Below are 13,682 nucleotides of genomic sequence, written 5' to 3'. Positions count from 1 at the left end.
GGAACCACGCGCGGAGCACGTGTCCCGCGCCTGCCCGTGGGCGGTCTCACGTCACGCGTCCGGGGTCGCGGGCGGGGCCGGAGCCGGGACCGGAGTCGGTGCGGGACCGGAACCGGAGCCGGTACCGAGGCCCGTGTTGGTGTTCGTGTCCGTGGCCAGACGGCCGAAGTCCGGGACCGGGCGATCGGTTTCCGGGGGCCGGTTCCTGTCCTTGTCCCCGTCCACGGTTGCGGCGAGGCCCTCGCCCCGGCCGGTCTGCGGTCCGGGGTCCTCGAGGGCGCGTTCCTGTTGCGCCGGCGGCTGGGCGGCCCGTTCCAGAAAGCGCAGCAGTTCGACGGGGAAGGGCAGGACCAGTGTGGAGTTCTTCTCGGCGGACACGGCCACGATGGTCTGCAGCAGCCGCAGTTGCAGCGCCGAGGGCGTGTCCGCCATCTGCTGGGCCGCCTCGGCGAGTTTCTTCGACGCCTGGAATTCGGCGTCGGCGTTGATGATCCTGGCGCGGCGCTCGCGGTCGGCCTCGGCCTGGCGGGCCATGGACCGCTTCATGGTGTCGGGCAGCGAGACGTCCTTGATCTCGACGCGGTCGATCTGTACGCCCCAGCCGACCGCCGGGCTGTCGATCATCAGCTCCAGGCCCTGGTTCAGCTTCTCGCGGTCGGACAGCAGGTCGTCGAGATCGCTCTTGCCGATGATCGAACGCAGCGAGGTCTGTGCCATCTGGGAGACGGCGAACCGGTAGTCCTCCACGTTCACGAGCGCCGCCGCCGCGTCCACGACCTTGAAGTAGACCACCGCGTCGACCCGCACCGTCACGTTGTCCCGGGTGATGCCCTCCTGCGCGGGCACCGGCATCGTGACGATCTGCAGATTCACCTTGTGCAGCCGGTCCACGAAGGGGACGATCACCGTGAATCCCGGCTGACGTGCCTCGCCGTACAGCCGGCCGAGGCGGAAGACCACCCCGCGTTCGTACTGCTTGACGACCCGCGCCGCCGCGGAGAGATAGACGACGCCCGCGGCACCGGTGGCGACGGCCGCGGTGAGCAGTTCCTCGACCATGACGACCTCCCGTCAGAGGTCTGCTTCACATGTTTACGGACACTTCTGTCACGATATGCCCGCCGCCCCGGTCGGGGCCACGGGTGAGGCCGCGCGGCCGGTGGGGGAAGAAGCGGCTACGGGGTCTCCGTGAGCCGGCCCGCGTCGCGGGCCAGGGCGGTGAGGCGGGAAATGGCCCGGAAGTACTTCTTCCGGTAGCCGCCCTCCAGCATCTCCTCGCTGAACAGCTGGTCGAACGACAGCCCCGAGGCGAGGACGGGCACCTCGCGGTCGTAGAGCCGGTCGGCGAGGACGACGAGACGCAGCGCCGTCGACTGGTCCGGTACCGGCCGGATACCGGTGAGGCACACGGCGGCGAGTCCGTCGGTCAGGGCGCCGTACCGGCTGGGGTGCACCTTCGCGAGGTGGTCCAGCAGGTCCGCGAAGCCGTCCAGGGAGGCGCCCTCGGTGGCGTACGCCGTCTTGGACACCAGTTCGTCGGTGTACGGCGGCGGCGCCTTCGGCAGGCCGCGGTGACGGTAGTCCTCGCCGTCGATGCGCAGGGCGCGGAAGTGGGCCGACAGGCCCTGGATCTCGCGCAGGAAGTCGGCCGAGGCGAACCGGCCCTCGCCGAGCTTGCCCGGCAGTGTGTTGGAGGTGGCGGCGAGTGCGACGCCCGCCTCGACCAGCTTGCCGAGCAGGGTGGAGACGAGCACGGTGTCGCCGGGGTCGTCCAGCTCGAACTCGTCGATGCACAGGAGCCGGTGGCCGGAGAGGGTCCGCACCGTCTGCTGGAAGCCGAGGGCGCCGACCAGGTTGGTCAGCTCCACGAAGGTGCCGAACGCCTTCAGCGCCGGCTCGGCCGGGGTGGCGTGCCAGAGGGAGGCCAGCAGGTGGGTCTTGCCGACGCCGTACCCGCCGTCGAGGTAGACGCCGCGGGGGCCGGCCGGGGCGGGCTTCGCCGTCTTGCCGAAGCCGAACAGCCTGCGCTTGCCGGAGCCGCCGGCCCCGGGTCCGCCGAGACCCGTCGCGAAGCCTTCGAGGACACGCACGGCCTCGGTCTGGCTGGGCTGGTTCGGGTCCGGTATGTACGTGCCGAAGCGGACCGCGTCGAACCGCGGCGGCGGCACCATCTCGGCGACGAGCCGGTCCGCGGGGACATGCGGCTCACGGGCGCACAGGGACAGCGGGACGGCTTCGGCCGCGGCACCGGGCCGGGAGGCGGGGGAGGAGGACGACACGCTTCCTCATACTACGGGGCGTGGAACACTGCACGTCATGCGACGCCTGTTCCCTGTGACCGACGAAACAGCAGCTCCCGGCGGGAGGCCCGGTACCTCCGGAGGCGGCCGTGGTGGCCCTGGAAGCGGTGGAGGCGAGGACGGGGGCGGCCGGGAGTGGAGCCTGGCCGAACTGGCGGCCGCGTACGCCTACCCGGCGGCGGAGGCGGAGGCCGGGGCGGGCCCGGGGCCCGGCGAGGGCCGGGAGCCGTGGCTGCGGGCCAACATGGTGTCCACGCTCGACGGTGCCGCCCAGCACGAAGGCCGCTCGCAGCCCATCTCCTGCTCCGCCGACATGCGGATCTTCGGCACGCTGCGGGCACTGGCGGACGTCGTGCTCGTCGGTGCGGAAACGGTTCGGCAGGAGGGCTACCGTCCGGCACGCGCACGTGCCGAGTTCGCGGCGGCGCGGGAGGCGGCCGGGCAGGGGCCGGCGCCGGCGGTCGCGGTCGTGTCCGCGCGCCTGGACCTGGACTTCTCCCTGCCGCTGTTCGCCTCCCCGCTGGTGCCCACCCTGATCCTGACCGGCTCCGCCGCGCCCCCGGACCGGGTCGCGGCCGCCGAGGCGGCCGGGGTCCGGGTCGTGACCGCCGGGGAGGGGGCGGGTGTGGACCCGGGGCGTGCGGTGCGGGCCCTCGCGGAGCGGGGGTACACCCGGTTGCTGACCGAGGGCGGCCCGCGACTGCTGGGGCAGCTGGTGGCGGCCGGGGTGCTGGACGAACTCTGTCTGACCGTCTCCCCGATGCTCACCGCGGGTGACGCTCAGCGCATCGCCGGGGGGCCCTCTGTGACACTTCCGCGGCGTTTCACGCTGAAGTCGATGCTGGAGGAGGACGGCTTCCTGTTCACGCGGTACGCGCGGTCCTGATGCCGGTGTGACCGGAGGGGACCGGGCGTGGCCGAGCTTCGCGTCCGGACATATACGGAAACGGGTTCGACGGTTACCGCTGGTCCGGTAATCGGCGGAATGTTCTGTTCCGCTTGATGTCGCGACGGGCAGACTGAATCCGGCAGCGCCCGTGCGAACACGGGGCAGGATGGTTTCCGCAGGGCCTGGCTCGGCCAGGGAAAGAGGGCCCGTGGCCCTCCGAGGAGAAGAGGCGCCTGGTGTTCACAAGCGTACTGATGATCGAGAAGGCCCTGACGTCCGCCGACGTGGACTTCGTCACCACCTTGCACGGCGACGAGGGGGTCACCTTCCGGGTGCTGCTCCAGCCGCGCGGAGAGCAGGCGGACCGGCTGCTGCGGGCCATCGACGACGTGGCCCTCGGCGAGCTCGACGACGCCGTCCGTGAGGGGGAGACCCCCGAGGGCGAGGAGGCCAAGACCATGGGCGAGCGGGCCCTGGAGGTGTCCCTGCAGGCGCTGCGTGCCGCCGGTCACGTGGCCGAGGGCCGGCTGATCGAGAACCACCCGCTGGACGCGCTGAGAACGATGGTCCAGGAGGCCGGAGCCGACGAGGTGATCGTGCTCACCGATCCGCACTACGTGGAGGAGTTCTTCCACCGCGACTGGGCCTCCCGGGCCCGGCACAAGGTGGGGGTGCCGGTGCTGAAACTGTTCTCGCACAGCAAGGCATAGGCTGGGGCGGCGCCTTCGCACGAGGGCGCGTGGACCCTCGTCCCGCTGGTCGCACCACTCGTACGACTCGCACCACTCGTCACCACTGGGGAGAAACACGCATGGCACCCGGCCTTCCTACCGCCATGGACCGACCGCACTTCATCGGCATCGGCGGCGCCGGGATGTCGGGCATCGCGAAGATCCTCGCGCAGCGCGGCGCCAAGGTGGCCGGCAGCGACGCCAAGGAGTCCGCCACCGCCGAGGCGCTGCGCGCGCTGGGTGCCACCGTGCACATCGGACACGCCGCCGGGCACCTGGCCGACGACGCGAGCTGTGTGGTCGTCTCGTCGGCGATCCGCGAGGACAACCCGGAGCTGGTCCGTGCGGCCGAACTGGGCGTGCCCGTGGTCCACCGCTCCGACGCGCTGGCCGCCCTCATGGACGGCCTGCGCCCGATCGCGGTGGCCGGCACCCACGGCAAGACCACCACCACCTCCATGCTGGCCGTCTCCCTGACCGAGCTGGGCCGCCGGCCGTCGTACGCCATCGGCGGCGACCTGGACGTGCCCGGTTCCAACGCGCTGCACGGCGACGGCGAGATCTTCGTCGCCGAGGCGGACGAGTCCGACCGCAGCTTCCACAAGTACGTGCCCGAGGTCGCGATCATCCTCAACGTGGAGCTGGACCACCACGCCAACTACGCGTCCATGGAGGAGATCCACGAGTCCTTCGAGACGTTCGTCGCCCGGATCGTGCCCGGCGGCACACTGGTGATCTCGTCGGACCACGAGGGCGCGCGGGAACTGACCCGGCGCCTGCGCGACGCGGCGGGCTCCGCCGGCGGGGCCGGTTCCGTGCGGACGGTGACGTACGGGGAGTCGCCGGACGCCGACGTGCGGGTGACGTCGGTCGTTCCGCAGGGGCTGAAGAGCGAGGTGACCGTCGAGTTCGAGGGCACTCCGCTCACCTTCACGGTGTCCGTCCCCGGCCGCCACTACGCGCACAACGCCGTGGCCGCGCTCGCCGCGGGCGTCGCGCTCGGCATCCCGGCCGCGGAACTGGCCCCGGCGCTGGCCGCGTACACCGGTGTGAACCGGCGCCTCCAGCTCAAGGGCGAGGCAGCGGGCGTCCAGGTCATCGACTCCTACGCGCACCACCCGACCGAGATGACCGCCGACCTGGAGGCGATGCGCGCCGCCGCGGACGACGCCCGCATCCTGGTCGTCTTCCAGCCGCACCTCTTCTCCCGCACCCGGGAGCTGGGCAAGGAGATGGGCGAGGCCCTGGCCCTGGCCGACTCCTCGGTCGTCCTCGACATCTACCCGGCCCGCGAGGACCCGGTCCCCGGCGTCACCAGCGAGCTGATCATCGACGCGGCGCGGGCGGCCGGCGCGGACGTGACGCCGGTGCACGACAGGACGGAGATCCCGGAGGCCGTCGCGGGAATGGCGAAGCCCGGTGATCTGGTTCTCACCATGGGAGCGGGCGACGTCACCGACCTCGGCCCGCTGATCCTGGACCGTCTGTCGAAGTAGGAACGTCGAAGTAGGAACGTCGAGGCGGGAACGTCGGAGACGTAAGAGAAGCGGCAAGAAGAAGCGGAAGGGCTGGAGGCTCATGTCGTACGACGTGGAGAAGCCGGACGAGCAGTGGCGCGCGGAACTGTCGCCGTCCGAGTACGCCGTGCTGCGCCAGGCGGCCACGGAGCCGGCCTTCACCGGTGAGTACACCGACACCAAGGCCGAGGGCGTGTACGCGTGCCGCGCCTGCGGTGCCGAACTGTTCACCTCGAAGACCAAGTTCGAGTCGCACTGCGGCTGGCCTTCGTTCTACGACCCGCGGGACTCCGAAGCGGTCGAACTGATCGAGGACCGGTCGCACGGCATGGCGCGCACCGAGGTGCGCTGCTCCCGCTGCGGCTCACACCTCGGGCACGTGTTCGAGGGCGAGGGGTATGCGACGCCCACGGACCAGCGGTACTGCATCAACAGCATCTCGCTGAAGCTGCGGCCCGCAGAGGGCTGATCCGCACACTGCTCCGATGCCGGAGGGCCGCAGGGGATGCGTCGTCCCCGGCGGCCCTCCGGCGTCTCCGTGTGCCTGTGTGGTTGTGTGGCCGTGCGCCCGTGAGGGGTGGCTGCCCGCCCCGCCGGCCGGTGCGCCGTCGTGGTGTTCTCAACGGTCCGGGGCGCCCTGCCCGTGGAGGGGGAGCCGCACGGTGAAGACCGTCGGCCCCGGTCCGCCGGTGCTCAGCTCGATGTCGCCGCCGTGCGCCCTGGCCAGGGACCTGGCGACCGCGAGGCCGAGACCGCTGCCGCCCCGGTCGCGGCTGCGGGCCTTGTCGACCCGGTAGAACCGGTCGAACACCCGCTCCCGGTCCTCGGCCGGGACACCGGGTCCGTCGTCGGCGACCCGTATCCGCGCGTCGGTGCCGGTGTCGGTCACGGACACGTCTACGCGGGTGCCGGGCGGGGTGTGCACGGCGGCGTTGGTCAGCAGGTTGTCCAGCACCTGCCGGATGCGCTGCGGATCGCCCCGCAGCCGGAGACGCCGCCGCTGCCCGTCACCGTCGCTCCCCGGGCCCGTCCCGCGCGGCCCGGCCGCGGCCGGCAGCGTCACCGTCAGGGGGTGGTCCGGGTGGCTCGCGCGGAACGCGTCGGCGGCCTGCCGGACCAGCTCCGTCAGATCCGCCTCCGCCGTCCGCGGCGGGGTCTTCGCCTCCGCCGCGTCCAGCCGGGCGAGCAGCAGCAGGTCGTCCAGCAGCACGCCCATCCGGGCGGCCTCGGCCCGCAGCCGGGCCAGATGCCGTTCGCGTTCCCCGGGGGCGTCGGCCGCCGCGTACTGGAACAGGTCCGCGTAGCCCCGTACCGACATCAGCGGGGTGCGCAGCTCGTGCGAGGCGTCCGCGACGAAGCGGCGCAGCCGCTGTTCGGCCTCCGCGCGGACGGCGAGGGCGTCGTCGATGTGCTCCAGCATGCTGTTGAAGGCGGTGCGCAGCTCCGCCACCTCCGCGCCGCCGTCCCGGCCGTCGGCGCGCAGCGGCAGCCGGGACGCCGACTCGGTCAGATCGTGCGAGGCGATGCCGTGCGCGGTGTGCGCCATGTCGCTCAGCGGCTTCAGCCCGCGCCGCAGCATCCGCCGCCCCGCCACCACCAGTGCCAGCAGGGCGAGCGCGAACACCACGACCTGTACGGTGATCAGCCGCTCGACGGTCTCCTCGACCCCCGCCACCGGCGCGGCGCTCACCAGCACCACCCCGGGTTCGACCTCGCAGCCCCGGAGCCGGTAGGTGCCCTCGCCGTCGATGCGGGCGGTGTCCAGCAGCTCGGTGTCCGAGCGGGCCATCCTGCGCGCGAGTTCGGAGAAGGCGCGGATGTCGCCGGGGACGTCGGCGGGCCGGCGCAGGGCGACCGAGCCGTCCGAGACGTCGTACACCGCCGTGTACCAGCCGTAGTAGGGCTTGCGCCGCACCGTGCCGTGCGCGGCCGCGTCCTTGGCCTGCACGGTCTGCACCAGCTTCAGCTGCGTGCCGAGCTGATGCTCCAGATAGTCCTTCATATACATGGTCAGCGTCGCGCCGACGACCGCGAACACGACCAGCGCCAGCACCCCGACGCCCAGCGCCAGCCGGGTGCCCAGCCGCAGCCCCCGGTAGCTCCCCGGCAGCCGCCCGAACGCCTCCCGCGAGCGCCGGATCACTCCGCGGCCCGCCGGATCGCGTAGCCGAAGCCCCGTACGGTCCGGATCAGCGGTTCCCCGGTGTCGTCGAGCTTGCGGCGCAGCCGGCTGACGACCAGCTCCACGACATTGGACCGGCCCCCGAAGCCGTACTCCCAGACGTGGTCGAGGATCTGGGCCTTGGTCAGCACGGTCGGCGAGCGGCGCATGAGATAGCGCAGTACCTCGTACTCGGTCGGGGTGAGCGACAGCAGCCTGCCGTCGCGCCGTACCTCGCGGGTGTCCTCGTCCATCGTCAGGTCCGCCACCCGCAGCACCGGACGGGCGGCGGACTCCGGGCCCGCGGTGCGCCGCAGCACCGTCCGCAGCCGTGCCATCAGCTCCTCCACGGCGAACGGCTTGACCAGGTAGTCGTCCCCGCCCCGGGTCAGCCCCGCCACCCGGTCGGCGACCCCGTCACGGGCGGTGAGGAACACCACCGGCAGCATCGCCCGGGAACCGCGCAGCCGGTCCAGTACGCCGAAGCCGTCGACGTCGGGCAGCATCACGTCGAGCACCACGATGTCCGGCCGGAACGCGGCGGCCCGACGCAGCGCCTCCTCACCGGAGTGGGCGGTGACGGCCTCCCAGCCCTCGTACCGGGCAACGGTCGCCACCAGGTCGGCTATCGGCGGATCATCGTCCACGACGAGCAGTCGTACTTTCTCCACCCGCCCATACTGAGGTACCCGGCTCCGGAGGTGGTTCGAACAGCGGGTCCAAAGAGGGGTTTCCCGTGGTGGGCGCTGGGCAGGTGGCGGCGTGGGACGGCCCGCCGAGCGGTCGGGGCGGCCCGTCCGGCGGCCGGTCGTGCCGGGGGCGAGGGGCGCGAGGACGCCGGAGGCGCGGACGACGCGCTCTCCGGGGGATGTCGGAGCCGCCGTCTACACTCGACCGGCGGCAGACCGCGCGGCCGTCTCGGCCAGAAGTTTCCAGCCACCCGAAGGGCATTCGGCGTCTTGATACGGATCGAATCAGTCACGAAGCGCTATCCGGACGGCACGGTGGCGGTCGACCGGCTCTCCCTGGAGATTCCCGACCGCTCGATCACCGTCCTCGTCGGACCGTCGGGCTGCGGCAAGACGACCACCCTGCGCATGATCAACCGCATGGTCGAACCCACCGAGGGAACGATCCTGCTCGACGGTGCGGACATCCAGCGGCAACCGGTCACCACCCTGCGCCGGTCCATGGGATACGTCATCCAGAACGCCGGACTGTTCCAGCACCGCACCGTCGTCGACAACATCGCCACCGTGCCCCGCATGCTCGGCTGGGGCAAGCAGCGGGCCCGGGAGCGGGCGGCGGAGCTGATGGAGCGGGTGGGCCTCGACACCGCCATGGCCAAGCGGTACCCGTACCAGCTCTCCGGCGGCCAGCAGCAGCGCGTCGGAGTGGCGCGGGCGCTTGCCGCGGACCCGCCGGTGCTGCTGATGGACGAGCCGTTCTCGGCCGTCGACCCGGTGGTCCGCAAGGGCCTCCAGGACGAACTCCTGCGGATCCAGGAGGAGCTGGGCAAGACCATCGTCTTCGTCACCCACGACATCGACGAGGCGGTCAAACTCGGCACGATGGTCGCCGTCCTGCGCGAGGGCGGCCGGCTCGCCCAGTACGCGCCGCCCGCCGAGCTGCTCTCCGCCCCCGCGGACGCGTTCGTCGAGGACTTCCTCGGCGCCGACCGGGGCATCCGGCGGCTCTCCTTCCTCACCACCACCGCGCTGGAACTGGCCACCGACACCGTGATCCCGCCGGACGCCACCGCCGAGCGGATCGGCGCGGCCGACGCCGCCCACCTCCTGGTGACCGACGACGAGGGGCGCCCCCTCGGCTGGTCCGAGCCGCGCCGGCTGACCGCCGGGGACATCCGGCCCGACCAACTCCTTCCGTACGGACGGCCGTTCGTGCCCGGCGTGGACTCGCTGCGGGTCGCGCTCGACTGCGCCGTGCTCTCCCCGACCGGCTGGGCCGTCGCCGTGGACGACACCGGCCGGGTGCGGGGAGTCGTCTCCCAGCAGACCATCGGCGACGCCATCCGCACCGCGCACCGAGGCGGCCGCGCCGGCGACGAGAAGGTCGCCGGATGAGCGGCTTCTTCGACATCCCCAGCGACCTCCAGCACAGCTGGGCCGGCCTGATCGGACTGCACTTGAGGGAGGCGCTGATCCCGGTCGCGGCCGGGCTGCTGCTCGCGCTGCCCGTCGCCCAGCTGTGCGGCCGCTTCCGCTGGCTGTACCCGCCGGTGCTCGGCCTGACGACCGTGCTGTACGCCATCCCGTCACTGGCGTTCTTCGTCATCCTCATCGACTACACCGGCCAGACCGAACTCACCGTGATGATCCCGCTGGCCCTGTACAGCCTGGTGGTGCTGATCCCGGCGATCGTCGACGGCGTGCGCTCGGTACCGGACGAGACCCTGGCCGCCGCCACCGCCATGGGCTTCGGTCCCGTACGGCGCTACACCCAGGTGCAGCTGCCGATCGCCGCGCCCGCCATCATCGCCGGCCTGCGGGTCGCCACCGCGTCCAGCATCTCCCTGGTCAGCGTCGGCGCCCTGATCGGCAACCAGGGCGCCCTCGGCAACCTGCTCGCGGCCGCGCAGAAGTACGACCGGCCCGAGCTCGCGGTCAACGCCGTGCTCACCATGGCCGTACTGGCGATCCTGTGCGACGTCCTGCTGGTCCTGCTCCGGGTCCTGCTCACGCCCTGGATGCCCCGCGGGACGCAGCCCCGGACCAGACCCGCCGTGGTTCCGGTGCCGTTCGAAGAGACGAAGGCCGAGACGCTGTGAACATCTTCGACTTCGCCCACGCGTTCTTCAGCGACAGCGCCCACTGGCAGGGCTACGACGGCATTCCGCAGCGCTTCCTCGAACACCTCCAGTACTCGCTGCTGGCGCTCGCCGTCGCCGCCGCGATCGGCCTGCCCGTCGGCCTGCTGACCGGGCACACCGGCCGCGGCGGGAACGCGCTCGCCTTCATCGCCAACGCCGCCCGCGCCCTGCCCAGCTTCGGCCTGCTGGTCCTGGTGGTCCTGCTGATCGGCTTCGGCCTGCTGCCCGTGATGATCCCGCTGGTCGTCCTGGCCGTCCCGCCGATCCTGGTGACCACCTACGAGGCCGTCCGCACCGTGGACCCCTCCCCGGTGGACGCGGCCCGCGGCATGGGCATGCCCGAGTCACGGATCCTCTTCCAGGTCGAGGTGCCGGTGGCGCTGCCGCTCATCCTCAGCGGACTGCGCTCGGCGGCCATCCAGATCGTGTCGACGGCCACCATCGCCGCGTACGTCAGTCTCGGCGGCCTCGGCCGGTACATCATCGACGGGCTCTACCAGCGCGACTACGAGAAGGTGGTCGGCGGCGCCACGCTGGTGGCGTTCCTGGCGCTCGTCACGCTCGTGCTGTTCTGGGCGGCGGGACGATTCATGGTGTCACCCGGGGTGCGCAGGCGATAGGAGCGGGAGGACCGTGCGAAGGATTCCCGCGCACGGTCCGCCGAGTGACAACCGTGATCCGGCCGCGCTTGACGGAGAGTGAAGCGGCTGGATTGGATCGGTGGATGACTTCTACCGCGAAGAGCAGCTGGTCCAGGACGAGGCACACCGGTGCGGCGGTCGTCGCGCTCACCGCCGCGACGGCCCTGCTCGCGGGCTGTTCGTCCGGCGACACCTCCGACAATCCCCTCGAGGAGGAGAAGGCGGAAGCCGGCACCGTCGTCGTCGGCTCCAACAACTTCGCCGAGAGCACCCTGCTCGCCGACATCTACGGCGAGGCACTCAGGGCCAAGGGCCTCAAGGTCACCTACAAACACAACATCGGCAGCCGGGAGACGACCTACGGTCTGATGAAGAACGGCTCCATCACCGTTCTGCCCGAATACAACGGCTCCCTGCTCGCCTACCTCGACCCCGAGGCCGAGCAGGAGTCCACCGAGGCCGTCAACACCGCCGTCAAGGCCAAGCTCGACAAGAAGCTGACGCTGCTGGACCCGTCGCCGGCCGAGGACAAGGACTCCGTCAGCGTCAACGCCCGGACGGCGAAGAAGTACAGGCTCACCGCGTCGTCCACCCTCGCCGACCTCAAGGACGTCGCACCGGAGCTGGTGATCGGCGGCTCGCCCGAGTTCCAGACCCGGCGCCAGGGACTGGAGGGCCTGAAGTCCGTCTACGGGCTGGAGTTCAAGTCGTTCAAGGCGCTGGACGCGGGCGGTCCGCTGACCCAGGCGGCACTCGCCCAGAACGAGGTGCAGGCGGCGGACATCTTCACCACCGACCCGACGATCGTGAAGGAGAAGTTCGTCGTCCTGGGGGACCCGGAGAACCTCTTCGGTTTCGCCAACGTGACCCCGCTGGTCAACAAGGACGCCCTCTCCCAGGAGGGTGTCGACGCGCTCAACGAGGTCTCCGCCAAGCTGGACACCGAGACCCTGCTCGACCTGGACGCCCAGGTCCAGCTGGACAAGAAGGACCCGCTGGACGTGGCGAAGGCCTGGCTGGAGTCGGCCGGACTGGCCTGACGGGCCGTCCTCCGGACGCTCCGTCAGCCGACGGTTCCTCCGGGGTGACGATTCTTCTCCGAGGAGGCGGGGCGCGGTCCGCGAAGGGCCGCGCCCCACCTGTGTCCCGACCGCACCCACCCGTGTCCCGGCCGCACCCAGCCGCGCCCCGACCGCGCCCGGCCGTGCCCTCTCGCGCCCCGACCGCGTCTCACCCCGCCGGCGTGGCGGCGGCGATCAGCCGGTCCAGCAGGGCGATCAGCACATCCCTGGACGACGTCCGGTCCCGCGCGTCGCACAGCAGCACCGGCACGCCCTCGGGCAGCGTCAGCGACTCCCGGATGTCCTCGACCGGGTACGGGTGCTCCCCGTGGAAGCCGTTCACGGCGATGACGAACGGGATGCCCCGGCGCTCGAAGAAGTCGATCGCGGCGAAACTCGACTCGGGCCTGCGCACGTCGATCAGGACCACCGCCCCCAGCGCACCGAGGGACAGGTCGTTCCACATGAACCAGAACCGCTGCTGGCCCGGCGTGCCGAACAGATACAGCACGAGGTCGTCGGAGACGGAGATCCGGCCGAAGTCCAGTGCCACGGTGGTGGCACGTTTCTCCTCGATGCCGTCGAGGTCGTCGACGCCCAGGCCGGCCATGGTCAGCGGTTCCTCGGTGCGCAGCGGGGCGATCTCGCTGACCGAGCCGACCATGGTGGTCTTGCCCACGCCGAAGCCCCCGGCGATCAGGATCTTGACCGTGTCGGGTGCCGGACGCTCGGTGGGCGCCGGAACGGTGATGTCAGAGCCGGCCAAGGCCGTCCCTCACTTTCTGCAGCAGATCCAGGTCCGGTTTGGTGCGGGTGACGTGATGCGGCGGGCGGACGGTGATCCGGCCCGCTTCCAGCAGGTCGCAGAGCATGATCACGACCACGCTCACCGGGAGGTCGAGGCGCGCCGCGAGTTCCGCCACCGCGAGGGGCTCCGCGCACAGCCGCAGGATGCGGGTGTGCTCGGGCTGCGGCCGGGCGGCCTCCACGGGCTGGGGCTCGACCGTCGTCACCGTCGTGATGAGCGTGAAGTCGGCGCGGCTCGGCCGCGTCCGGCCACCGGTCAGCGTGAACGGCCGGACGAGCCGGCCCGCGAAATCGCCTCCGCCCACCTCACACGCCGGAGTCGGAGGGGCCTGCCGTGCCCCGGGGCGCCGCGCTGAGGTGCTCACCGATCTTCTTCACCAGCATGTTCATCTGGTACGCGACCACACCGACGTCCGCACCCGGGCCGGTGAGCACCACGAGATGGGCGCCGGGCCCGGCCGAGGTGAGGATCAGATAGCTGTTGGCCATCTCGATGAGCGCCTGGCGCACCGGGCCGCCGCGGAAGTCCATGCTGACGCCCTTGCTGAGGCTCATCAGCCCGGACGCGGTGGCCGCCAGACGTTCCGCGTCGTCGCGCAGGAACCCGGTGGACTTGCTGACCACCAGCCCGTCCTCGGACAGGACCACGGCCTGGTTCACGTCGGCGACCCGCTCCACGAGTCCGGTCAGCAGCTGATCGAGCTGGGTGTGAGTGGCGGGTATGGGGCGCGTCATGACTGTGTTC

The 13,682-nt window shown here is 71.6% G+C and carries 15 protein-coding genes; 8 read left to right on the top strand and 7 right to left on the bottom strand.

The genetic code is table 11. The features are described from left to right. Positions 1-51: 51 nt before the first annotated feature. Positions 52-1,059, bottom strand: coding sequence for a slipin family protein (locus ACIF80_RS34055; protein WP_399811955.1), 1,008 nt, complete (start codon positions 1,057-1,059; stop codon positions 52-54). A 116-nt stretch (positions 1,060-1,175) separates the two neighbouring features. Further along, positions 1,176-2,279, bottom strand: a complete 1,104-nt coding sequence (gene zapE, locus ACIF80_RS34050; protein ID WP_399811952.1) for a cell division protein ZapE — start codon at positions 2,277-2,279, stop codon at positions 1,176-1,178. A gap of 37 nt (positions 2,280-2,316) precedes the next feature. On the opposite strand from zapE, the gene ACIF80_RS34045 reads away from it, so the two are divergent. From ACIF80_RS34045 to msrB, 4 genes are all read left to right on the top strand, one after another. Beyond that, on the top strand, positions 2,317-3,186 hold the full coding sequence (locus ACIF80_RS34045; protein WP_399811949.1) for a pyrimidine reductase family protein: 870 nt from the start codon (positions 2,317-2,319) through the stop codon (positions 3,184-3,186). A 239-nt stretch (positions 3,187-3,425) separates the two neighbouring features. Then, positions 3,426-3,899: an indole-3-glycerol phosphate synthase gene (locus ACIF80_RS34040; RefSeq protein ID WP_399811947.1), complete on the top strand. Its 474-nt coding sequence runs from the start codon at positions 3,426-3,428 to the stop codon at positions 3,897-3,899. Between the two features lie 101 nt (positions 3,900-4,000). Next, complete coding sequence (gene murC / locus ACIF80_RS34035) at positions 4,001-5,416, top strand: UDP-N-acetylmuramate--L-alanine ligase (RefSeq protein ID WP_399811944.1); 1,416 nt, start codon at positions 4,001-4,003, stop codon at positions 5,414-5,416. Positions 5,417-5,498: 82 nt separating this feature from the next. Continuing rightward, entirely contained in the window at positions 5,499-5,906 is a 408-nt protein-coding gene (gene msrB, locus ACIF80_RS34030) for a peptide-methionine (R)-S-oxide reductase MsrB (RefSeq protein ID WP_399811942.1), read from the top strand. A gap of 150 nt (positions 5,907-6,056) precedes the next feature. On the opposite strand, the gene ACIF80_RS34025 is transcribed toward msrB, so the two are convergent. Then, positions 6,057-7,580, bottom strand: coding sequence for a sensor histidine kinase (locus tag ACIF80_RS34025; protein WP_399811939.1), 1,524 nt, complete (start codon positions 7,578-7,580; stop codon positions 6,057-6,059). Further along, positions 7,577-8,269, bottom strand: a complete 693-nt coding sequence (locus tag ACIF80_RS34020; protein WP_399811936.1) for a response regulator transcription factor — start codon at positions 8,267-8,269, stop codon at positions 7,577-7,579. Before ACIF80_RS34020 ends, ACIF80_RS34025 begins: the two co-directional genes overlap by 4 nt. A gap of 288 nt (positions 8,270-8,557) precedes the next feature. On the opposite strand from ACIF80_RS34020, the gene ACIF80_RS34015 reads away from it, so the two are divergent. The 4 genes from ACIF80_RS34015 to ACIF80_RS34000 all read left to right on the top strand — a co-directional run bounded on the left by ACIF80_RS34015 (position 8,558) and on the right by ACIF80_RS34000 (position 12,109). After that, the gene (locus ACIF80_RS34015; protein WP_399811934.1) at positions 8,558-9,682 is read left to right on the top strand and encodes an ABC transporter ATP-binding protein; all 1,125 of its coding nucleotides are present in this window, start codon (positions 8,558-8,560) and stop codon (positions 9,680-9,682) included. After that, positions 9,679-10,386, top strand: coding sequence for an ABC transporter permease (locus ACIF80_RS34010; RefSeq protein ID WP_399811931.1), 708 nt, complete (start codon positions 9,679-9,681; stop codon positions 10,384-10,386). The genes ACIF80_RS34015 and ACIF80_RS34010 overlap by 4 nt, the downstream gene beginning before the upstream one ends. Beyond that, entirely contained in the window at positions 10,383-11,048 is a 666-nt protein-coding gene (locus ACIF80_RS34005; RefSeq protein ID WP_399811929.1) for an ABC transporter permease, read from the top strand. The genes ACIF80_RS34010 and ACIF80_RS34005 overlap by 4 nt, the downstream gene beginning before the upstream one ends. Positions 11,049-11,152: 104 nt before the next feature. Beyond that, positions 11,153-12,109 carry an ABC transporter substrate-binding protein gene (locus ACIF80_RS34000; RefSeq protein WP_399811927.1) on the top strand — a complete coding sequence of 319 codons (957 nt, stop codon included), beginning with the start codon at positions 11,153-11,155 and terminating at the stop codon, positions 12,107-12,109. Positions 12,110-12,299: 190 nt separating this feature from the next. Here the strand turns inward: ACIF80_RS34000 and ACIF80_RS33995 are convergent, their stop codons facing one another. The 3 genes from ACIF80_RS33995 to ACIF80_RS33985 are packed head-to-tail and all read right to left on the bottom strand — an operon-like array spanning position 12,300 to position 13,672. Continuing rightward, positions 12,300-12,896 (bottom strand): GTP-binding protein, encoded by a 597-nt coding sequence (locus ACIF80_RS33995; protein WP_399811924.1) that lies wholly within the window; start codon positions 12,894-12,896, stop codon positions 12,300-12,302. After that, positions 12,883-13,242 (bottom strand): DUF742 domain-containing protein, encoded by a 360-nt coding sequence (locus ACIF80_RS33990; protein ID WP_399811921.1) that lies wholly within the window; start codon positions 13,240-13,242, stop codon positions 12,883-12,885. Before ACIF80_RS33990 ends, ACIF80_RS33995 begins: the two co-directional genes overlap by 14 nt. A 1-nt stretch (position 13,243) precedes the next feature. Beyond that, entirely contained in the window at positions 13,244-13,672 is a 429-nt protein-coding gene (locus ACIF80_RS33985; protein ID WP_042164166.1) for a roadblock/LC7 domain-containing protein, read from the bottom strand. Positions 13,673-13,682 lie beyond the last annotated feature (10 nt).

This window comes from Streptomyces sp. NPDC085927 (genome assembly GCF_044540975.1).
Lineage (GTDB): Bacteria > Actinomycetota > Actinomycetes > Streptomycetales > Streptomycetaceae > Streptomyces > Streptomyces hirsutus.
This window is presented reverse-complemented; position numbering and strand designations above follow the sequence as displayed.